Genomic DNA, 21,521 nt, shown 5'->3' on the forward strand with positions numbered 1-21,521 from the left:
ATCATTCGCAATCAATCATTCGCAATCAATCATTAGGAATTGAGAAAATCACTGGTTATGGTCAACTTACCGATTAGACGAATGGTGCTTTACAAGCACGGTGTGGGATTCTTTGAACGATTTGGCTCTCTGGGAACAATGTCTTCGGTTACGCTCAACTTCAAAAAAGAGGAGATGAATGACGTTCTTAAAAGTCTAGCCGTCTTTCCCCAAGGTGAGGGACAGGTCGTTAGTGTCTCCTACGAAACCCCAGAAGAAAAGGATGAAGCCTTGAAAAAGGCACCTTTGCTGTTGAGCGATTGCAAGTCTTGGTTGGATCTGCTGCGATCGATGCGAGGCTGCCAAGTGCGACTTCACATTGCAGGACTAGAAGGCGACAGCGGCTCAGAACGATTGGTTCATGCTTCCAACTCTGAAGTCGTGATCAGTGGTTATATGGTGGGTCTCAACGAGGCAGATGGCAAACCGGAACAAACCCTGGTGGCGATCATGACTACCGGCTCAGAAGCAGACAGTAGTCCTAACGTCCGCACCTATTTACTGTCCCAAGTGCGCGGGTTAGACATCATAGATCCCCAAAGCGGTGATGATCTGCGATATGTGTTGGACCTGAGTCATTCCCGTGAAAACCAGCGCGCGGTTACGCTGTTCCTCGATCGCCCCCAGCAAGAACTGCTAGTGAGCTATGTTGCCCCCACGCCAACTTGGCGCGTCAGTTATCGGCTGGTTTATACTCCCGACTCTCTAGAGCACAGTCGCTCATCGGAATCTGATGGTGCTCTATCTGCAACTGGGCAACTGTTGATTCAGGGCTGGGGCATTGTTGATAACCAGCTCGATGAAGACCTGGAAGATGTATCGTTAACGCTGATTGCCGGACAGCCAATCAGCTTTATCTACGACCTCTACACCCCTCGCTTTGTTGAACGTCCTACAGTTGAGGATGAAACCCGCACGGTTCCCGGTCCGGTGATGTTTAACGCGGCGCTATTAGAAAAAGAACTTGAGCTAAGCCTTAATGATGACTTTAATAATGTCGCTTTTGCTGCCCTCGGAGATGACGAACTATACGCACCCGAAGCAAGAGCCGTATCGAGTGCTCCCAGAAGGAAGCGAATGCAGCGCAATTTGGCAAAGGCGACAAAAGTGCAGGCAACAGGCATAGCGCGGGGCGAATTGTTTCAATACGACGTAGGGGTTCCCATAACCATCAAGCGGGGACAGAGCGCGATGGTGCCGATCCTGGGTGCGACGATTGCCAGCCGCAAGCAGCATTGGTTTAATGCCGAGAAAATGCCAGAGCATCCGGTTGTGACAATCGTGGCAACCAACACCACTGGACTAACCCTAGAGCAAGGTCCGGCAACTGTACTGGAGGTCGATAACTACGTCGGTGAAGCGGTGCTGAACTTCACGCCTACCGAGGCAGAGTTTTTTGTGCCCTATGCTGTGGATTTGGGGGTGCGGGTATTCCAGGAGCACGCAACATGTGAGGAAACAGCGGCGATCGCCCTCGGCCAAGGTGGTTATCTGGTTCATGACTTGTGGATGGTGCGCCAGACCACTTATCAGATTGAGAACCAGACCACTTACCCCATCAGCCTAGTTATTGAGCAGCGCAAGCTGGAGGGATACAACTTAGTAGATACATCAGAACCGATGGAGCAAACAGCCGAGTTTCGCCGCTGGCAGCTACCAATTGCCTCTCGGCAACAGACAAAGTTCCAAGTGCAGGAACGGCAAAAAATCAGCCGCCGCGAACAAATTACCAATTTAGATTACCAAATCCTCAAAACATATCTGAGGAACAAATTTATTGGCGATACCCTGTTTCAGCGGCTTGAGGGCATTTTGCAGTTACACCAGCAGTGCCACCAGCTAGAACGAGATATCCAGGACCGCTGCTATCAACAAGACCGTCTGTCAACCGCGCAAAAGGAGCTGACCGAAAAGCTAAAACCCCTACAAAGCAGCGGGAATGAAGGTGAGTTGCGCCAGCGATTTGTCAGCAAAATTGGGGCACTCGAAGACGAACGAGATCGCCTCCAGGCAGAGATCACGACTCTGGAACAGCAGGCACATGACCTGAAGCAGCAACTCCAGCAACAACTCCAACAGCTATAGGAACTTTGTAACGTTCGGTTAGCCGGATGATAGCGCTGTTATCACGTCGTTGAGCAAAATTTCTTCAGTTTCACTAACCGCCAAAAGCGCCAGAAAAATAGCCCTGCCACAACTGCAATGGCCACCGATTGCCCAATCCACAGGCCCACGCTACCCAGCCCTAACTGGAACCCCAATCCATAGCCCACCGATAAGCCCACGCCCCAATAGCCCAACACATTCAGGATCATTGGCACTTGCGTATCCTGTAGCCCTTGCAGTGAACCATACACGGCTTTCTGAAATCCATCCAGCACCTGTGCAATTGCGGCAATGATCAGCAGCGGCAATGCAAGCGCCACAATCGGAGCGTTGTCAGGGTTTTGTACATCTAAGTAAATGCCAATCACCTGTTTAGGAAACAGCAGAAAGATTATAGAAACCATCAGCATAAACATTGTGCTAATGCTCATACTCACCCAAGCAGCCTGCTGAATACCGATTGAATCACGGCGTCCCAACCATTGCCCGACTCGCACTGTGGCTGCAAACGAGATCCCTAATGGCACCATAAACGCTACCACAATCGTTTGAAATACCACCTGATGTGCTGCCAATGCCTCTGTGCCCAACCGGCCCATCCAAAACATAATCACCATAAAAAAGCCGACTTCTAACCCAGAGAATAAACCAATCGGCACTCCAACCCAAATCAACTCCCACAAAATTCGAGGCCGGATGCGGTGCAGATCGTGGAACACGCGATAGGAACGCAAATTTGGATGCAGCCAGATATACAGTGCCAGAGCTAAAAACATACCCCACAATGCCAGCACACTTGCCAACGCCAAGCCGGCCAGTCCCATAGCCGGAAAACCAAATTTGCCAAATCCGAGAATATAGTTCCAAACAATATTGAATCCCGTGCCCGTCACCACAATCAGCATAACTGGACGTGCCTGCGACAGAGCCGCCACCGTAGCCCGCAAAGCTGCAAATCCCACAGCCGGAAACAACCCCCAGCGCATGATGTCTAGATAGGTCTGAACAAGTTGCACCGTCGTTTCCGTCTGCCCGGTCCGACTCAGCCAAATCTCTAGATCCCCCAGCAGAATCGAGATCGGCAGGGCTACTAACAGCGCCAGCCACAATCCCTGCCGCGCCAACTGCTGAATTCGCGTCTGCTGGCCAGCCCCAAACGCTTCCGCAACCAACGGACTTACGCCCATCACCATGCCGCTGGTAGCTGTCATCGTCGAGAGAAAGATGATTGCCGCTAGCCCCCCTGCTGCCAAAACATCCGCACCCATCCGACCCATCATGATTGTGTCAGCAAATCCGGTAGCCGACTGGGCAACTTGGGCACTGGCTAACGGAACCGCCAACTTAAGAAACTCCCGCACCTCTGTGCGCAGATCACGTTGCATCGGAAAAACAGTCATGGTTCCATCTCCGCAATGGCTCGCAATGTCGCTACTTTAGAAAAAACAGCCGGATGAAATCTCTCTTGCTTTTGCGGTTTTGTCAAAATCTTGCTGTCAATCTGCTTGCTCTGGCTGCTCTGATTGCCTTTCTGGCTTCTGAATTCCAGTGAATTCCAGGGTTTCCAACGGCAGACCACTATATCAAATGGCTGCAGACCTGGCTTCATCCACCATCAGCGTGGTCCCCGTGATAAACTTGGCCTCATCGGAAATCAGAAAAGCGACGGTTTTGGCTAACTCGGTATAGGTGGCTGGACGCCCCCACATCAAATCAGTGGGAACGTTCCATCCCTCGAGTTCTTCGAGCTGGTCAGCGACAAAAAAGGGCGCAACCGAATTCATGCGAATGTGGTCGCCTCGATAACGTTTGGCATACAGCTTGGTGAATCCAGCCATTGCTGCCCGTAAGGTGCCGCTAAAGGGAGTTCCCAAATCAGGTTCCAGCACATCGCAGGCGGAAATATTCACAATTGCGCCGCTGCCCTGTTGCTGCATTGGTTCTGTGACGAGTCGCGCCAATCGTACCACGCTCAAAAACAGCAGCTCAAAGTTCTCTAGCCACATCTGATCGGAAATATCCAGCAAATCAAGACGGGGTGGATCGCCAAAGCTATTCACGAGTGCATCTATGCGACCATAAGAATCTAATGTAGTTTGCACGAACTGTTGTAAGTCTTGTATGTTCGACATTGAGCCTTGAACTGCAATACCCTCCAGTTCTTGCGCCAAATCGAACACTGTTGCGGACCGTGCCAGCAGCGAAACCCGATAGCCCCGTGCCGCCAACTCCCTAGCACATCCAGCTCCGATTCCACGGCTAGCTGCTGTAACCATCACTACTTTTTTAGTATTCGGATTGTCATCCTCTTTGGTGACAACATCTGAATTCATACTATTCTCCCCTACTGTTTGAACTTCAACTAGAAGATACCTAGTTGATATCACTCATTCACCCATCTACCCTAACCTGTGCTCCTACAGCCGAGAAGACGGTATAGTGGCAAAATACCTGTGCCGCTGAGGAATAAATCAGGAACAAATGCTAAGCGTTCTTAATCAACTGCCCGAACTAATTGCCTTTGTCGAAAGTGTCGAATCCAGCAGTTTCAGTGCGGCGGCCCGCTCCCTCGGAACGACTCCTTCTGCGATCAGCAAGCGCGTAGCCAAACTAGAAGACCGATTGGGTGTGCGCCTGTTGCAACGAACGACCCGCTCCCTCAGTCTGACGGCAGAAGGTGGGGCCTACTACGAACGGGTGGCTCGTCTCTTGCAAGAACTGGATGAAGCCAATGACCTGGTCATTTCGGGCGGCAAGCCGCAAGGCAAACTCACCATCAGCACCTCGCTGGATCTCGGCCAGTGGTTTTTGGTTCAAGCGTTGCCTCTGTTCCTAACCCAGTATCCAGAAATTCAAATCGATTTGCGGTTGAGCGATCGGCTAGTGGATTTGGTGGCTGAGGGGATTGATGTGGCAATTCGGTTAGGCGATCTACAAGATTCCAGTTTGATCCGCCGTCACCTGGGACAGACACAATTTGTACTTTGTGCTGCGCCCAGTTATCTCGATACTTGCGGAACTCCTACCACACCAGCCGATCTGGTTTACCACAACTGCCTGCGGTATCTGTTTAACGGCCAACCTTTGTCCTGGGAATTTTGGATTGATGACACATGGCAAACAATTCCGGTCAGTGGCTCGTTGAATTCGGATAACGGAGGAGCCTTAAAGAATGCCGCTTTAGCTGGTCTTGGCATCACTCGATTGCTCAGCTTTCAGGTGCAGCCAGAACTAGAGAACCAGCAGTTAATTTCGTTGTTTCCCGATCAGTTACCGCCCGGATTGGTTGTGCAAGCGCTGTTCACCCATTCCCGCAACATATCCCCTCGCGTTCAGGTTTTTCTAGAGTTTCTCACGGTTTATTGCACCGGAAGCGGATTAGTAAAATAACAGTAGTAGGACGGAGAACCGCCATGTTTGCGATTGTCTCACCGGAAAAGATTCAACTGCCGCCAGGAAGCGTGCTACGGATGCCTGCCACTTGGCAACAGTACCAAAGTCTATGTCAACAGCGCGGGGATGGTGCAATTCCTCGCCTTAAATATCGGGATGGAGAAGTTTTGCTCATGTCGCCGCTACCCAAACATGGACGCGATGCTCATATCATTGCCAATATAATCACAACCCTGCTCGATCATGTTGGGCTTGAGTATGATGCCTTCACACCTGTAACAATGGAACTTCCTGAAGAAAGCGGGATTGAGCCAGACTATTGCTTTTATATCGAGAATTGGCAAGCCGTTTCGGGCAAAGAACGCATCGATTGGCGCATCGATCCACCGCCTGATTTGGTACTCGAAATTGATGTTACTAGCTATTCTGATGTAAACGACTATTTGCCTTATCGTGTTCCAGAAGTCTGGCTATTTCGCAAGCAACTAGCAATTTATCAGTTGCGAAATGCAGACTATTTGCTGCAATCCCGCAGCCGTTATTTTCCTGAAATCGATCTGCAAGCTTTGATTCTGCAATACCGCCAGATCGCCTACGAGCGTAATACCAGCGCAGCCATTCGCCAACTGAGGCAGGCATTGAATCAGTGAACTATGCAATCTAGAAGAACCATTAATCTTGAGAACGACTAGGAATAAATAGCACAGAACCAACCGTAAACAAAATACTAGCTGAGATATGCAACAGCGACGAGAACGAAACGCCCTTGAGGTTTTCTAACACTGCATCCAGGGTAAACAACAGCGAACCAATCAGGAACAGCCAGCTCACCAACGCTTCGCGATCCATTTCTCTAGAGTGGTTCTGAGTTGGCTGAGGCTCCTGTCCTTCAGCAGAAACTTCGGGATGTAACGGAATGACATTACCACCCTGCTCTGCAAGCGGCGAGGCCGAATTTTTGACTCCTGTGGATTCCATCGGTGAATACATGACCTTAGGTTATTACGAATTGTAACTGAATCGACTACAATTACAAATTAAGGGAATCACAGGTTTCGGGATATCTGAATCTTGCGGAGCTGTCAAAATCTTGCTGGAATCTTTTGGTTCTGTAAGCACAGATTGAAGCAGCTGGATTAATCAATGTGGCGATAGCCGAGATTGTAGGGAGCATAGGAGGCGGCCAAACCATATGGCAAAACCATCCCAAACGGCAGTTAATCCAGTGAATCCAATTAACCCAATCACAATTAACCCAATCAATAGAGTTGTCCGCTCATCTCCTGACGAGCCGCCCAGCCCGATTCTGTCGAGTCAAGCCTTAGGATGGGAGCCACTTCTGGTAGAAGAGTTTCAGCAGCCGCCTGGAGGTGTAGATGTGCCAGAAGCGTGGCCTGGGCATTCAATTGCCTTATGCTTAGCGCCCCGCCCCCATCGAATCCACCAAATCGTTGGCAACCGTCGCTACACCGGACTCTACACCAAAGGCGATATTTCGATTACTCCAGCAGATATTCCAGCCTCCTATCGGGCCGAGGGTGAGGATCATTACCTGCATATTCAAGTTCCGGCTCAGTTTCTGGCTGCCGTAGCCCAGACGACCGATCTGGATCCGGAGCGGCTAGAGCTGGTCACCGAGTTTCGTGTCCGTGATCCCCGACTAGAGCAAACCTTGCTGCTGCTGCGAACCGAACTTCACCAAGGGAGCGGTTGGGCCGGACGGCTTTATGTGGAATCGTTGGCGAATCTGCTGGCCGTTCATCTGCTGCGCCAGTACTCAACGCTGCGGTCTCGCGTCGTTTTGCAAGAGGGAGGGTTGGGCAGCCGTCAGCTTGTGCAGGTTGCGGACTATATCAACGCCCATCTAGAGCAAGACATCAAGTTGGCTGATTTGGCGGCTGTCGCCGGGATCAGCCAATTTCACTTTAGCCGCCTGTTCAAGCAATCGCTGGGGGTCGCACCACACCAATACCTGCTTCAGCAGCGGATAGAGCGAGCCAAGCAGTTGTTGACAACCTCGACTCTAGAAATTGCCGAGATCGCGCTCCAGTGTGGATTCAACAGCCAGAGTCATTTGGGCAAGCATTTTCGTGCTGTTACAGGGGTTACTCCCAACTCCTATCGCAGAAATCACTAGATATCGCCCATCTGATCTCAACTCACCAATCTACCTCAGTCCGTTCCTGCACGACGCGATTGTAAACGGTCTCGGTTTGCTGAGCCAATGTTGCCCAGTTAAAGCGACGATCCAGATCTTCGTAGGCATTATCGATTAGCCACTGGGCATAGTCGGGGTTCTTCAGCACTTCCAGAATGCCCCAGGCCAAGGAGTCGGGATTGCCGGTTTGGGTGACAATGCCGGTTTTAGTATGGTGCACCACTTCTGGTAAACCGCCCGTGTCTGACACCACCACCGGAATCCGAGCCGAGAAATTCTCTAGGGCCACAATCCCAAACGGCTCGTAGCGGCTAGGAAACACAGCACAATCGGCAATACAGCGAAACTGATTCAGCTCTTCATCAGACATAAAGCCCGTGAAGTAGCATTTGTGCCAAATTCCCAGATGCCAGGCTTGCCGCTTCAGTACATCCGCATTGCCGCCGCCGATAATAATAAACTTGGCGCGTCCACCCATCTCCCAGATCACTTTGGGGGCAGCACTCAACAAAATATCAATTCCTTTTTCATAGGTGAGGCGGCCCACGTAGTAAACAATTTTTTCTTGATCGGCAGCAAACCGACGCCGAAACCGCCAAAAGTCAAACTCCCGCCGGGGCTGCTTTTTCTCCTGACAGATACCGTTGTAGATCACATCTACCTTATCAGCAGGGCAGTGGAAGGCCCAGCCCATCTCCTGCCGCATGTATTGAGTGCAGACAATCACTCGCCAAGCTTCAGTGACCAGCGCGGCTTCTTTGCTGTTGATATAGCGATGGGTTTCAGTATGGAGACCGTTGTGCCGACCGAATTCTGTTGCGTGAATCGTAGCAATCAGGGGGATCTTAAACAGGTGCTTGAGGGCAATCGCCGCATCTGCGACCAACCAGTCATGGGCATGAATCAGGTGAAACGGTCCGTCTTCTTGCAGCAATTTGCCAGCATGTTTGCCCATGCTGTCGTTCATATTGGCGACCCAGTGGAAAAAGTCGTGGCTTTCTCCTACCGAGACGCGATGCACCCGAATTCCATCGACCACCTCGTAGCGGGGTGCATGACCAAACTCAACGGTCAGCAAATGAACTTCATGGCCCAACCTGACCACTTCAGGGTAAAGCTCTGCCACATGGCGAGAAATTCCGCCCACAATCCGAGGTGGAAACTCCCAAGCCAGTACCAGAATCTTCATGCCCACGAACCCTTAGAGTTAATAAAATCTTAATAATCTAACACGGCCTCAGCCGTTTTAAGACAAGCTTTTTTTGTATTTAACCTACATTCGAATCACTGCTCTTCGCCTCCTTGGTTCAGCCACCTTGACGCTCTGAAGTTTCTAAACCACAATAATCCCTGATAAATCTGTCAAAATAATTAAGAAACACGATCTAATTAGCAGTCAGCTCACAAGCCCCGACCTAGACCTAAATCAATGAAGAGCTGAGCAGATCTGATGAAGCGCATTGCGCCAGATATCAGATATCTAGCTCAAGCCCTCCAGTTCAATCCTAACCAGAAGTTAAAGCCTATGAATCACAGGTGTATCGACCTATCATAATCATTTTTCCATATTCGATTTCATAGCACAGTTCTTAAAGATTAAGTAGGCTCTCATGGAGGCATCGCTGCAACCCTCTGCAAATCCCGACGCATCGCTTCAGCTCGTGCTGTTTGTAGATAAGCGCCCCATCTCCAATGAACGCATCCGGCAGATCCGCCATCGCTTAAAAGAGTTAGCCGCAGACTCGACCTATCCCTACGAGTTACAGGTGGTAGATGTGAGCGAGCAGCCCCATTTAGCCGAAAATTTTAAGCTGGTAGCAACGCCTTCCCTGATCAAGATCCACCCGGCTCCTCGGCAGGTTTTGGCCGGAACCAACCTGGTGGCCCAGTTGGAAAACTGGTGGTCGCGGTGGCAGCGTTCCATTGAAGATTACTTGACCAATCTGGCAACGGTTGACCGTTCTAATGGCGATAAAGTTCAAATTCAGTCGATCGCCCATTCCGCTGAACTTCTGAAGCTGTCTGATGAAATTTTTCAGCTCAGACGAGAAAAAGAAGAACTGCAGGCCCAGTTGCAGTTTAAGGATCAAATTATTGCGATTCTGGCCCACGACTTGCGCAACCCGCTCACGACCCTATCGATTGCCCTAGAAACGCTAGAAATGGGGCTTTGCCGCGAGGTAAAACATCCCCGCCTGACGCCAGAACTGTTAGGCCAAATGGTCCAGCAAGCCCGCACCCAAGCTCGGTCGCTGGATCGGCTGATTACAGACATTTTGCAGGTGGCGCGAGAACGAGGCGCAGAGTTGCGCATCCAGCCTCAGCAGATTGATCTAGGCCAATTGTGTCTGGAGGTAATCGACCGCCTGCACGAACAGTTCCAGGCCAAATCCCACCAGATTCACACCGATATCCCCAGCGATTTACCTAGCGTCTATGCTGATCCAGAGCGGATCAGGCAGGTGCTTGTCAATTTACTGGACAATGCCATCAAATACACGCCAGCCAATGGAAAAATCAATGTGGCCATTCTGCACCGCACCACCCAGAAAGTGCAGGTCAGCATTTGCGATACGGGGCCGGGAATTCCTAGCGATAATCAGCAGCATATTTTTGGGGATCGCTTCCGGCTCCAACGAGATCAGGCCATGGAAGGCTATGGCATTGGCTTAGCGCTCTGTAAACGCATCGTTCAAGCCCACTACGGCCAGATCTGGGTAGATTCTGAACCGAATCACGGCAGCTGCTTCCACTTCATCCTGCCAGTCTACCATTCGCTACAAGCACTGAAAAACTGATTTATTAGTCGGTAGTCCTAAGAGACTGTTTGTAAATGAATTTTAAGAGGCTAGAATCGACTTCCCATCTGATCCTCCCTAACCCTCCTTAAATAAGGAGGGAACCGAGTTAAATCTCTGAAGTCCCCCTTTTTAAGGGGGATTTAGGGGGATCTCAATCTTTGTTTACAAACAAGCTCTAAGGATTGTTTTTGATGCTGCCGAAATATTGCTCAGAGATGTAGCTTGTTCTCGCGGGGGATGACATTGAGACGGAGTGGCATCAACTTAAACGAAATTGCAGGACAAATGTTTGACAATGAATATGGCTTAGCTATGGCTGTCATAGACGGAATGACAGCTCGTAGTCAAAAAGGCGGGTACATGTTGAAGCGTTTAGTTTAATTCTGCCTAGCTACTTGTGCTCTTATCAGAATCGTTAGCAATTGCAGCGCTCAGGCACATCCCTCGAAAATCAGTAACGAAATATAACTGTATCTGCAGATTTCCTGACATATATTCGAAAATTGACAGGAGAGCCATTGATTGCGCAGCAAGTCGTTACAAGAAAACCAATGATGGCACGGTAGGTTGTTACTGTCTATGAAATTGCGCAGGCAAATTCTGCACATAGGATCAATGCGCCCATTTTGAGTTTCTAATTCGATAACTAGTTGGTAACTAGATAAGGGGCTGAAGGTACACCGCTTTCAGCTCGCTTTGTTTTAGTTTTCAGTCTCCCTTCTGTTGGTAGCTACACATGTCGAGATTGCTCTCAAGAGACATAGTTGGAGACGTAATTTATGACAGTCAGTACTAATAACAAAAATCAGTCAAACTATAGCTATTCTCTAGTTCGGGTGGCAAAGTTGTTGGGCTTAAAGCCAGTCGCCAATTTTTTTATAAGCCTGATGCCACAAGCAATGCAAAGCGCTGTGAGGCGGTTTTCAGCTCGCTACTACCTCGATGAAGAATGGGACAGCATGGCCCTGTTGGTGCCTGTTGAAGCCTTAAAGCGAAAACAGCGGGAAGCGTTGCTGTATTTAAAAACCACGGTTGGTTTGGAAACAATTGGAGATTATTGGAAACAATTGGAGATTATTTAGAGTTTGGTGTATTCAATGGAACGTCTTTGGGCTGTATGTTTCAGGTATTGCAGGAGTTTGGCTTAAACCAAGTTCGGCTGTTTGGTTTTGATTCGTTTGAAGGACTACCGGAAACAGATGCCGAAGAAGATATTGGGGTTTGGGATGCCGGTGGATTTAAGTGTCACATTGAAGTCACAAAAGAAAGATTGACTCGGCTCGGCATCGACTGGAATCGGACTTTCCTGATCAAAGGCTGGTTCAGTGACACTCTCAAGCCAGAGTTTTGTCAGCAGTATCAAATCAAAAAGACTAATTTGATCATGGTGGATTGTGATATGTACTCCTCGACGGTTGATCTGCTGAAGTTTTGCGAGCCATTGATTCGAGATCAAGCTGTTATTTTCTTTGATGATTGGAATTCTGATGGCTTAGCTAGCAGAAATTTAGGTGAAAAGAAGGCCTTCGATGAATTTCTGCAAGCCCATCCTGAGTTCACTGCTCAAGAATTTGGCAGCTATCACATCAATTCGATCTGCTTTATCGTCACTCGCACTACCTAAAGGTCAAGCTTGTGCCAAGTAGAGAAAGCAATCAGGAGTCAGAATTTCTAGGTTTGCTGAATTCCGACTCCTGAATTTTGCCTAATTTACCCTGGCCTTTTGATGCGCGATGGCTCTAGTTTCGATCAACCAATAGCCACCTATCGACTAGCAACCGCTCAGGCCAATAGCCCGCCATCCATCCGGTAAATGGCCACAACGGCAGGTTTGGGCGGTTGATTCGCACCTTTGCCGGGCCAGTTCGAGCCAATCGGCACCTCGCGGGTTTGAATAAACTCTTGCCCGTCCACCGTCTTCATGGCATATTGCCGAGTCTCCGATGCCATGTCTTTGCGAACGCCGCCCACTTCACCCGGATGCTGAGCGGCCAAAAACAGCGTCTTCTGATCACGGCTGAAAAACGGTCCGGTCATTTCTGAATCCATTGGACCAAACCCAAACAAATAGGCTTCACCCGCATTTGGGCCGGAAGTAGGTAGATACCAAACGGAATTATTGCCAAACAGACCGCGCAGGTCAGACTGGCTTACGGGCTTGCCCTCTGCATCGATGCGGCTGGGAATCGCTTTGTTGTGTTTGTCGCTCGACATATCGGTGACCATCCAAAGATTGCCCTTGGCATCAAATTCCAGGTTGTCTGGGTTGGCAAAGCCCAAACCGCCTTCCATCGGTTCACCGCCCGTTGCAAACATCTCCCACTTAAAGGTCATGGCCGCCGGATCGTTGCCGTCCTCATCTAAGCGCATGATCCAGCCGTATTCATAGGCTTCTCCGTCCGGTCCTTTAAACACACGTGCGTCAGGGCTACCGTCGCTGCTGCTGGCTGAGGCCGAGGTAAACGCGATGAATAGGCTGCCATTGGCATTGACATCGGTATCTTCTGGACGCGCCGTACAGGTGGCTCCAGCAGCGTTGGCGGCATAGTGAGCGTCAATCAGGATTGCTCCTTGCATTTCCTCAGGTGTACCCTGATAGAGGTCTCCTAGGGTCTTGAACTGTTGGGTAAAGGCTGTGACAGTCGCATCGTCTTCTACCTTCACCACACCACCGGCAGCCCGATCCGGATTGGGGAGCGGAATCATCTTGCCGATGTGCACACTGGGCAGATCTGGATTGACAGGCGTATCTGCCTGCAGTGGAATCCAGCGCCCGGTACCGTCGGGGTTGAACTTGGCCGCGTAAAGCATGCCATCTGCTAACAGGCGCGAGTTGGCTTTGTCGGTTGGGTTGCTCACCGTGCCGCTGCTGACGAATTTGTAAACATGCCCACCGCGACGATCGCAACCAGAGTAGAAAGCGAGCTTCTTCCCTGCTACTGCACGTACGCCCACAGCTTCATGCCGATAGCGGCCCAGCCAGGTATGCTTAGTGCCGTAATCGCTGGGATTAGCTGGATCGACTTCTACCATCCAGCCATACTTGTTGCCCGCTAACCCAAACGCATTTCCCAGCCCAACAATTTCTTCGGCATTGCTTGAGAACATCTTCTTGGCAGGAGGCATCGAGGTTCCGTCGGCGTTGACCGGTTCCGGCACAAAGTTTTGAAAGTTCTCCTCTGCACTGAAAACCGTGCCCCAGGGGGTTGTTCCACCCGCACAGTTGTTGAAGGTGCCAATAATTTGTTCACCCAGATTATCAATGTAGCCAATGCCCTGGGTTTTGCGGAACACAGCAACAGCAGGTCCGGTTGCTTTCAAATAGCGTCCATCTTCTAAACCAGAAATGCCGGTGATGCGCCGATCAGCAGCAGAGTTGGTGCGGACCCACTGGCCGTTTGCCTCTTTGCGCAAAGAAATCACACCAATACCCAAATCGATCAGAGCTTCTTTACAGATTGCTTGGATTTGCGCCTTGAGGGGATCGCTATCGGGTAGAGCGGAGACATCTAACCCATCTTCACCTGCGGCTGCCAACGCAGCTGTTACGGCCTCAAAGGGCAGCGCTTTGCCAATCACCTGCTGGAAGGTTTGGGTCCAGGGAAGAGCGCTGATGTACTCAAAGTTAACCGTGAGATAACCTTCGTTCGGGCCGGTTTCTACAAAGGATAAATAGTCGTTGTTATAGCCAAAGCGGGAATCGCCTACCGGATCGCCCCAGGCAGCAATCACTTGATAGGTATAGCCTTCCGGCAGCACAACATCATCTACAACCGTGTATTGGCTGTAGTCGCTGAGCTGTTTGAGTCGATCTAAACCATCGGTTGGTAGAGGCATCGGTCCTCGGACAGGCTTGAAGCTGACGCCGCCGGTCTGAGCAAATGCAACTTCGCCGTTCAACGATAGAGAAGTCATCTGATCTCGCCCTTGATGCATCAAAGGCTGGAGCGCTAAGGAACCTGCACCTGCGCCCAAAAATGCTAGGAAATGTCTCCGTTTAATTGCCATTTTTAGTTCTGCTCTCGTAGGAATGGAACTCAAGAATTGAGCGCTTGTCTGCGATTGAGTTCTGTGTCACGTCTAACGCGCACAGATCCTCCTGGAGAGAACTTACCAAGGTCGATTTAAGCCAGCGTAATCCCAACATTAAGGTCCGATAGAAGGTCCGATAGAAGGTCCGACAGAACATGGGCCGCTAGCCGTCCGTTTGGCCTCTGGCGTCAGCAGGATTTGAACCAGAACACTAACCGTGCTATAGGCATCTGGGGAGCGGTCCAAGCAGGCCAGCAGCAAATGTTGCGAGCAGTTTTTGCAATTCTCAATATTGAGTTAATAAACCTTATTGTTTCTATTGGTTTCTTAATAGATATAAGTGAGTCAAATTTGATCGATTGCTGACAAAACCCTCGATTTTATGGAATCATAGTCAATAAGGAATTCTACCTAGTGGGTTCCTAACGATACGAAAATTAACTTTTTCTGGAAAATAGCCAAGAAAAATTTGTAGTTTCTTATACTATAGTTAACCTCCAAATAACAATGCGGGCACTCTTACTGGGTCGGATTCCTGCCCTCCATAGACTGCCCGAATCAAGGGGTAAGTCAGTGCGAGTATGCTGAAACTGTTTGAATACAGTTTGATATGCAATTAACGCCTGTGCAGATCTTGGAGCTATCCGATTTAGAGAGGCAGTAGGAGACGTGACTCAATCTTTCTTCGACCAGATGCGGCGCTACGACCCGCAAGCCATTCGCCAATACTACCGCTATCGCCCTTGGCAAGCGATTTGGCGTGCTCTAACTATCATCTGGTTGTTCTCTGGGTTCATTTTGAGCCTGAAGTGGGACGAATGGTTCAACCAGGTTGAAGCCAACAAACTGAAGCGGGCCACACAGCTACGACAACTGTTGACTCATTTGGGACCGACCTATATTAAAGTCGGGCAAGCCCTTTCCACCCGACCCGATCTGATCCGTAAGGATTTCCTCGATGAGCTGACCAAGCTGCAAGACCGGCTCCCCCCCTTCCCGACGCCAATTGCCTTTGCGATCATTGAACGGGAACTGGACCGCAGTATTGAAGAAACCTACAGCGAAATCTCGCCTGAGCCTGTAGCTGCCGCGAGTTTGGGGCAGGTGTATCGCGCCCGGCTCCGCAGTGGGGAAGAAGTGGCGGTAAAAGTTCAGCGGCCTAATCTGCTGCCGGTGCTGACCCTGGACCTCTATTTGCTGCGCTGGGCGGCTAGCTGGATGACTCCCTGGCTACCGCTGAATTTGGGACACGACCTGACGCTGATTGTGGACGAATTTGGCACCAAGCTATTTGAGGAAGTCGATTACCTCAACGAAGGCCGCAATGCCGAAAAGTTTGCCGCCAATTTCCAAAACGACCCCAGCGTCAAAGTGCCGTTGATTTATTGGCGCTATAGCAACCGGCATGTGCTGACTTTGGAGTGGATCAATGGCTATAAGCTGACCGATATTCCCAAAATTCGTGCGTCTAATCTCGACGAAAATCGCCTAATTGAAATTGGCGTCACAGCAGGGCTGCGGCAGTTGCTGGAATACGGCTTCTTCCACGCCGATCCCCATCCCGGCAACCTGTTTGCTACTCCCACGGGGCAAATGGCCTACATCGACTTTGGCATGATGGACCAGCTCAGTGAAGATACCAAGGAAACGCTGGTGGACGCGGTCGTGCATCTGGTCAACCAAGACTACCACGAACTGGCCAAAGACTTTGTCAAACTGGGCTTCCTGACACCCGACACTGACATTTGCCCGATCGTACCAGCCCTGGAAACTGTGCTCGGCAATGCGTTGGGTGAGAGCGTGCGGGACTTCAACTTCAAAACCATTACCGACCAGTTTGCGGAGGTGATGTACGATTATCCGTTCCGATTACCGGCCAAGTTTGCGCTGATTATCCGCTCGCTGGTGACTCAGGAAGGCTTGGCCCTCAGCCTCAATCCAGATTTCAAAATCATTGATATCGCCTATCCCTATGTGGCGCGACGCTTGCTGACTGGTGAGTCGCCCCAACTGCGGCGGCGGTTGATCGAAGTGCTGTTCAAAGATGGCAAATTCCAGTGGCAGCGGCTGGAAAACCTGATTCGCATTGCCCGGTCTGATACGAAATTCGACATTTTGCCGACGGCCCAACTCGGCTTACAATACCTGTTGTCGGATGAAGGTCAACCCTTGCGGCGGCAGTTGATCCTGGCTTTGGTAGAAGACGACCGGCTGCATACCGAAGAGGTGCGGCGGCTGTGGAATCTGATTAAAGACGATGTCAAGCCAAGTCAGTTGATTGGTGCGGCCCTGGGTGCCCTGACTGGATTCTCAAGCACGGGCGCTCTACTGCCTTCAGTAACGCCATTTATGCCATTCTCGTTTAATGGCCCTCCGGGCCGTGCGGAGCACTATCGCAGTTAAGGAGCCATCTCGTGAATTATGATCCTCCCTACGTGATGTTGATTGCTGGCCTGCTGGCCGGCATCACATCGGGTCTAGCGTTTGAGACTAAGCTGAAGCAGTCGGTGCAGGAATGGGCTAAAAATCGCTCGACCCGAACTCTGGCAACGCTCCAAGGGGCCACTCTGCTGATTCCCTTTCTAGGGATTTGTGCAGGGGTCTGTGTCTTTCTAGCATCGGGAATTGCCATCTTTGGTTTCCCAACCATGATTGCCTACGGCGTTTCGTTCTTGCTGACGGTGTTCACCGGAGCGCTCGTCTGGTATCAGCTTGGCGTGATCTTGGGTCAACTGGAGCGGGGCGGTTCAAAGGCGCTAGATTTGGATTCGTTCTAAGCTGTCTGCAGATTTGGGTATTCAAGACTGTAGGTAGAGGATATGAGGGCTTTCCTCACTCCTCTACATTTTTGTTTGTGGCCTATTTCAGGCTTTGTCAGCGAAACTTCGCGATCGGGGGTTGACCCAATCCTTATCTATAGCTTTCAAGATAGCTCTCAGGCAGACTTTAGAAACTGCAAGATCGCCGCATTTACGACCGCTGGGTTGCCGCTGGAGGCGACATGGCCACAGTTGGGAATGACTTGGAATTGAGCATTCGGAATTTGGTCTCGCAGTTTTTCACCATCCTGCAGTGGAAACCAGCGATCACAATCCGACCACAAAATCAAAACCGGACAGGTGACGTTAGCGAGGTTTTGCTGAATTGTGCTGATCCAATTGGGCCGTCCCTGTTGGCAACGTTCGATCTCTTGCGCCGCCAACTGGAGGTCAGTGGCAAATTGGGTAAAAGTGCCGGGAAAATTCAGGTAGGGATAGGTAAGCCAATGAATTTCTTCGTCGTTAATTGAAGTCGGATCATACACAACTTCCTGCCGCACCAGTTGAGTCATCCACTGCACAATTGGTTGAAACGGTCGAATCAATTGCTGTTGGTCGAGCCATTCGATCAGCGGTAAAGGCACCGCAGCGATAATTTCCATACCCCAAGACGGCAGTTTTTGCGGAAAGATGGGCACATTGATCAGCACTAACCGCTCAATTAACTGGGGATAGGACTGAGCTACGGCTAGCGCAACTAACGCCCCTAACGACTCAGCTACAAGCGTCACTGGCGGCTCTGCTAAGGCATTGATCACCCGCACTAGCTCAATCACCTGATGCCCGATCACTTCGGGGGGAGAGGCCGTTTGGGAAAACCCATAGCCTTTTGCATCGAAGCAAATTACCCGAAAGTATTGTGACAAAGGGTGGACATTGTGACGCCAGTTATAGCTCCAACTGCCAAGACCATGCAGTAGAAACAGGGGTTGCCCTACCCCAGCTTCACCATAGGCAAGGGTGACTTGGCGTTGGCTAGCGTCCTGAATGGTCAGTGTTTTGCGCCCGCTCGGAAAGGTTTGCTGCCACCAGTCGGTGGATGTTGTCTTCACTCCGTTACTGTCCTTGCACGCCGATTCGATTAAAGCATTTGCTCAACTATTCCTGGTAGGCGTCCATGGGCAGACAGGCGCAGACCAGATTGCGATCGCCATAGGCGTTGTCGATGCGGTCCACCGCAGCCCAGAATTTGCTGTCGCGGGTCCACTGGGTTGGGTAGGCAGCGCGTTCGCGGGAGTAGGGCCGGTCCCATTGGTCGCTGAGCAGGCTAGCGGCTGAGTGGGGCGCATTCTTCAGCAGGTTGTTTTGCCGATCGACTTGAGCCGCCTCGATCTCTCGAATTTCTGCACGGATGGCAATCATGGCGTCACAGAAGCGGTCCAACTCCTGCTTCGACTCGCTTTCGGTCGGCTCCACCATAATCGTACCGGCAACCGGCCAAGACACGGTGGGAGGATGGAAGCCATAATCAATTAACCGCTTGGCGATGTCATCCACTTCAATCGCCGCAGTCTTCTTGAACTGACGCAGATCCAGAATGCACTCATGGGCCACCAGACCGTTTTTGCCTTTGTAGAGCACCGGATAATGACCTTCCAGGCGTTTGGCGATGTAGTTGGCGTTGAGGATGGCAATCTTCGTAGCTTCGGTCAGTCCTTCGCCGCCCATTAAGGCAATATACATCCAGGAGATGGGCAGAATCGCCCCACTGCCCCAGGGAGCTGCAGACACCGCGCCAATCTGGTCGCTAGACTCGCCCATATCTACCACAGCATGACCCGGCAGGAACGGTACGAGATGCGCCTTGACGCCAATTGGCCCCATCCCCGGACCACCGCCGCCATGGGGAATACAAAAGGTTTTGTGCAAATTGAGGTGGCAGACATCTGCACCAAAGTCAGCTGGACGGCAAAGTCCGACTTGCGCATTCATGTTGGCTCCGTCCATATAGACTTGGCCACCGTTAGCATGGACGATTTCGCAGATCTCTAAAATTCCTTCCTCGAAAACCCCGTGAGTCGAAGGATAGGTGACCATTAGGGCTGCCAAATTCTGTTTGTGCTTTTCGGCCTTGGCCTTCAGGTCCGCAATATCGATATTGCCGGCTTCATCACAGGCAACGGGGACTACCTTCATCCCGGCCATCACCGCGCTGGCCGGGTTGGTACCGTGGGCCGACTCAGGAATCAGACAGATCGTGCGATGGCCTTCGCCCCGCTTCTCGTGGTATTGACGAATCACCAGCAGGCCAGCATATTCGCCCTGAGAGCCAGCATTGGGCTGGAGGGAGATGCCATCAAAGCCAGTAATTTCGGCCAGCCACTGCTCCAACTGCCGGAACATGGTCTGATAGCCCTGAGCCTGATCGAGCGGCACAAATGGGTGAATATTGGCAAATTCTGGCCAGGTCACCGGGATCATCTCGGATGTGGCGTTCAGCTTCATGGTGCAGGATCCCAAAGGAATCATCGCCGTTGCCAGCGACAAGTCCTTGGTTTGCAGACGATACAGATAGCGCAGTAGTTCAGTTTCCGAGTGGTAGCTGTTGAAAATTGGATGGCTCAGGTAAGCTGAGGTGCGTTGCAGCGACTCTGGAATTGCCGACTGCCCGTTTAGAGTTTGTAAAGTTTGCTGGCCCATCGGGGAACCGTTGGAGCGCAACGCAAAGATTTCCAGCAAATCCTGCACATCTGCTTCAGTCGTGGTTTCGTCGAGCGAAATGCCGACTGCGTCTGAGCCAATCGCCCGCAGGTTAATCTGCCGAGCCAGAGCGCGATCGAGGATTTCTGCCTGCTGACTGCCTACCTCAACTCGCAGCGTATCGAAAAAGGCATTGGTTCCAATTGAATAGCCCAACCCCTGCAAGCCTGCGGCTAACGATACCGTGAGGCGATGAGTCTCAGCCGCAATCTGCCGCAGACCTTCTGGCCCATGATAGACCGCATACATGCTCGCCATGATCGCCAGCAGCACCTGAGCTGTACAGATGTTGCTCGTGGCCTTATCACGACGAATATGCTGTTCGCGGGTTTGGAGAGCTAGCCGCAGAGCCGGTCGCCCAGCTGCATCTTTTGAAACGCCCACCAATCTGCCGGGAATTTGGCGCTTGTAGGCTTCTCGCGTCGCAAAGTAGGCGGCATGAGGTCCACCATAGCCCAGGGGTACGCCAAACCGTTGCGTATTGCCCACCACGATATCGGCCCCAAATTCTCCAGGCGGCTTCAACAGCGTCAGGCTGAGCAGGTCAGCAGCCACTGTCACCAAAGCACCAGCGTGATGGGCTTGTTCCACCACCGCTTCATAGTTGTAAATGGCACCATCGGTGGCCGGATATTGCAGCAGGACGCCAAACACCGAATCGTCAAATTCAGCCGTGCGATGATCGCCGACTACAACCTGAATTCCCAGCGGAATCGCGCGAGTGCGGACTACATCGACGGTTTGGGGATGACAGGCAGCGGAAACCCAGAAAGTTTTGGCGTTCCCCTTGGTCAACCCATAGCTCATGGTCATGGCTTCGGCAGCGGCAGTGCCTTCATCGAGCAGCGAAGCATTGGCAATTTCCATGCCCGTCAAATCCATCACCATCGTCTGGAAGTTGAGCAGGGCTTCGAGGCGACCTTGGGCAATTTCGGGCTGATAAGGTGTGTACTGGGTATACCAGCCTGGATTTTCCAGAATGTTGCGTTGAATCACGGCTGGAGTGATGCAGTTGGCATACCCCATGCCGATGTAGGAACGGTAAATCTGGTTTTGGGCAGCAATGGCCTTTAGCTGTTGCAGCAGTTCATACTCCGAGCGTCCTTCCCCAATCTGCAGCGGTTGCTTGAGGCGAATTGCAGCTGGAACCGCTTGATCAATCAATGCTTCCAGCGAATCATACCCAAGCAGCGCCAGCATTTCCTGGATGTCAGTGGGTCGCGGCCCAATGTGCCGATGCTGAAATTGCTTGCCCTGCTGGTTAGCTGGTTTGGCCACGAATGCAGCAGAGGCTTGGCCGTTACTGGCGTTAGAGGCTTGAGCATTTGAGGACTGAGTCGCGGCTCGTTCGACCGTGAGCGTTTGAGCATCAGCTGTGGTGTAAAGGTCCGGCTTTTCTGACCCGGTAAGGCCAGTGGAGAACTCTGAAGACATAGGGAGGAAATTTCAATGAGGGGGAGACTCGGAAAATCA

General features: G+C 51.2%; 16 protein-coding genes. 9 read left to right on the top strand and 7 right to left on the bottom strand.

Annotated elements, in window-relative coordinates; translation table 11 throughout:
- Positions 1-81: 81 nt before the first annotated feature.
- Positions 82-2,124 (top strand): hypothetical protein, encoded by a 2,043-nt coding sequence (locus tag HJG54_RS24575; protein WP_316431855.1) that lies wholly within the window; start codon positions 82-84, stop codon positions 2,122-2,124.
- Positions 2,125-2,165: 41 nt separating this feature from the next.
- Here HJG54_RS24575 and HJG54_RS24580 read toward each other — a convergent pair whose 3' ends face one another.
- Complete coding sequence (locus HJG54_RS24580) at positions 2,166-3,545, bottom strand: MATE family efflux transporter (protein WP_316431856.1); 1,380 nt, start codon at positions 3,543-3,545, stop codon at positions 2,166-2,168.
- A gap of 183 nt (positions 3,546-3,728) precedes the next feature.
- On the bottom strand, positions 3,729-4,478 hold the full coding sequence (locus HJG54_RS24585) for an SDR family oxidoreductase (RefSeq protein ID WP_316431857.1): 750 nt from the start codon (positions 4,476-4,478) through the stop codon (positions 3,729-3,731).
- Positions 4,479-4,626: 148 nt separating this feature from the next.
- Between HJG54_RS24585 and HJG54_RS24590 the strand changes: the two genes are divergently transcribed.
- Positions 4,627-5,535, top strand: a complete 909-nt coding sequence (locus tag HJG54_RS24590; protein ID WP_316431858.1) for a LysR family transcriptional regulator — start codon at positions 4,627-4,629, stop codon at positions 5,533-5,535.
- Positions 5,536-5,558: 23 nt separating this feature from the next.
- Entirely contained in the window at positions 5,559-6,188 is a 630-nt protein-coding gene (locus HJG54_RS24595) for a Uma2 family endonuclease (protein WP_316431859.1), read from the top strand.
- A 22-nt stretch (positions 6,189-6,210) separates the two neighbouring features.
- Here HJG54_RS24595 and HJG54_RS24600 read toward each other — a convergent pair whose 3' ends face one another.
- Entirely contained in the window at positions 6,211-6,516 is a 306-nt protein-coding gene (locus tag HJG54_RS24600; protein ID WP_316431860.1) for a hypothetical protein, read from the bottom strand.
- A 214-nt stretch (positions 6,517-6,730) separates the two neighbouring features.
- Here HJG54_RS24600 and HJG54_RS24605 point away from each other — a divergent pair, with 214 nt between their 5' ends.
- Positions 6,731-7,675: an AraC family transcriptional regulator gene (locus tag HJG54_RS24605; RefSeq protein WP_316431861.1), complete on the top strand. Its 945-nt coding sequence runs from the start codon at positions 6,731-6,733 to the stop codon at positions 7,673-7,675.
- A 22-nt stretch (positions 7,676-7,697) separates the two neighbouring features.
- On the opposite strand, the gene HJG54_RS24610 is transcribed toward HJG54_RS24605, so the two are convergent.
- The gene (locus HJG54_RS24610; RefSeq protein ID WP_316431862.1) at positions 7,698-8,885 is read right to left on the bottom strand and encodes a glycosyltransferase family 4 protein; all 1,188 of its coding nucleotides are present in this window, start codon (positions 8,883-8,885) and stop codon (positions 7,698-7,700) included.
- Between the two features lie 421 nt (positions 8,886-9,306).
- On the opposite strand from HJG54_RS24610, the gene HJG54_RS24615 reads away from it, so the two are divergent.
- From HJG54_RS24615 to HJG54_RS24625, 3 genes are all read left to right on the top strand, one after another.
- On the top strand, positions 9,307-10,494 hold the full coding sequence (locus HJG54_RS24615; RefSeq protein ID WP_316431863.1) for a histidine kinase: 1,188 nt from the start codon (positions 9,307-9,309) through the stop codon (positions 10,492-10,494).
- 890 nt (positions 10,495-11,384) lie between these two features.
- Entirely contained in the window at positions 11,385-11,579 is a 195-nt protein-coding gene (locus HJG54_RS24620; RefSeq protein ID WP_316431864.1) for a hypothetical protein, read from the top strand.
- Complete coding sequence (locus HJG54_RS24625; protein WP_316431865.1) at positions 11,555-12,121, top strand: TylF/MycF/NovP-related O-methyltransferase; 567 nt, start codon at positions 11,555-11,557, stop codon at positions 12,119-12,121. Before HJG54_RS24620 ends, HJG54_RS24625 begins: the two co-directional genes overlap by 25 nt.
- A gap of 158 nt (positions 12,122-12,279) precedes the next feature.
- On the opposite strand, the gene HJG54_RS24630 is transcribed toward HJG54_RS24625, so the two are convergent.
- The gene (locus HJG54_RS24630) at positions 12,280-14,505 is read right to left on the bottom strand and encodes a PhoX family protein (protein ID WP_316431866.1); all 2,226 of its coding nucleotides are present in this window, start codon (positions 14,503-14,505) and stop codon (positions 12,280-12,282) included.
- Between the two features lie 693 nt (positions 14,506-15,198).
- Here HJG54_RS24630 and HJG54_RS24635 point away from each other — a divergent pair.
- On the top strand, positions 15,199-16,932 hold the full coding sequence (locus HJG54_RS24635) for an AarF/ABC1/UbiB kinase family protein (RefSeq protein ID WP_316431867.1): 1,734 nt from the start codon (positions 15,199-15,201) through the stop codon (positions 16,930-16,932).
- 11 nt (positions 16,933-16,943) lie between these two features.
- Positions 16,944-17,306 (top strand): hypothetical protein, encoded by a 363-nt coding sequence (locus tag HJG54_RS24640; RefSeq protein ID WP_035999597.1) that lies wholly within the window; start codon positions 16,944-16,946, stop codon positions 17,304-17,306.
- A gap of 158 nt (positions 17,307-17,464) precedes the next feature.
- On the opposite strand, the gene HJG54_RS24645 is transcribed toward HJG54_RS24640, so the two are convergent.
- Positions 17,465-18,400 (bottom strand): alpha/beta fold hydrolase, encoded by a 936-nt coding sequence (locus HJG54_RS24645; RefSeq protein WP_316431868.1) that lies wholly within the window; start codon positions 18,398-18,400, stop codon positions 17,465-17,467.
- Between the two features lie 46 nt (positions 18,401-18,446).
- Entirely contained in the window at positions 18,447-21,482 is a 3,036-nt protein-coding gene (gcvP, locus tag HJG54_RS24650) for an aminomethyl-transferring glycine dehydrogenase (protein WP_316431869.1), read from the bottom strand.
- Positions 21,483-21,521: the final 39 nt, after the last annotated feature.

Origin of the sequence: Leptolyngbya sp. NK1-12 (assembly GCF_032598965.1) — a bacterium.
Taxonomy (GTDB): domain Bacteria; phylum Cyanobacteriota; class Cyanobacteriia; order Elainellales; family Elainellaceae; genus Elainella.

What these genes read in the sequence shown, in the direction of transcription:
- HJG54_RS24575 (WP_316431855.1), top strand. Translation starts at nt 82, where the DNA reads ATGGTGCTTTACAAGCACGGTGTGGGATTCTTTGAACGATTTGGCTCT.
- HJG54_RS24580 (WP_316431856.1), bottom strand. Translation starts at nt 3,545, where the DNA reads ATGACTGTTTTTCCGATGCAACGTGATCTGCGCACAGAGGTGCGGGAG.
- HJG54_RS24585 (WP_316431857.1), bottom strand. Translation starts at nt 4,478, where the DNA reads ATGAATTCAGATGTTGTCACCAAAGAGGATGACAATCCGAATACTAAA.
- HJG54_RS24590 (WP_316431858.1), top strand. Translation starts at nt 4,627, where the DNA reads ATGCTAAGCGTTCTTAATCAACTGCCCGAACTAATTGCCTTTGTCGAA.
- HJG54_RS24595 (WP_316431859.1), top strand. Translation starts at nt 5,559, where the DNA reads ATGTTTGCGATTGTCTCACCGGAAAAGATTCAACTGCCGCCAGGAAGC.
- HJG54_RS24600 (WP_316431860.1), bottom strand. Translation starts at nt 6,516, where the DNA reads ATGGAATCCACAGGAGTCAAAAATTCGGCCTCGCCGCTTGCAGAGCAG.
- HJG54_RS24605 (WP_316431861.1), top strand. Translation starts at nt 6,731, where the DNA reads ATGGCAAAACCATCCCAAACGGCAGTTAATCCAGTGAATCCAATTAAC.
- HJG54_RS24610 (WP_316431862.1), bottom strand. Translation starts at nt 8,885, where the DNA reads ATGAAGATTCTGGTACTGGCTTGGGAGTTTCCACCTCGGATTGTGGGC.
- HJG54_RS24615 (WP_316431863.1), top strand. Translation starts at nt 9,307, where the DNA reads ATGGAGGCATCGCTGCAACCCTCTGCAAATCCCGACGCATCGCTTCAG.
- HJG54_RS24620 (WP_316431864.1), top strand. Translation starts at nt 11,385, where the DNA reads ATGCCACAAGCAATGCAAAGCGCTGTGAGGCGGTTTTCAGCTCGCTAC.
- HJG54_RS24630 (WP_316431866.1), bottom strand. Translation starts at nt 14,505, where the DNA reads ATGGCAATTAAACGGAGACATTTCCTAGCATTTTTGGGCGCAGGTGCA.
- gcvP (WP_316431869.1), bottom strand. Translation starts at nt 21,482, where the DNA reads ATGTCTTCAGAGTTCTCCACTGGCCTTACCGGGTCAGAAAAGCCGGAC.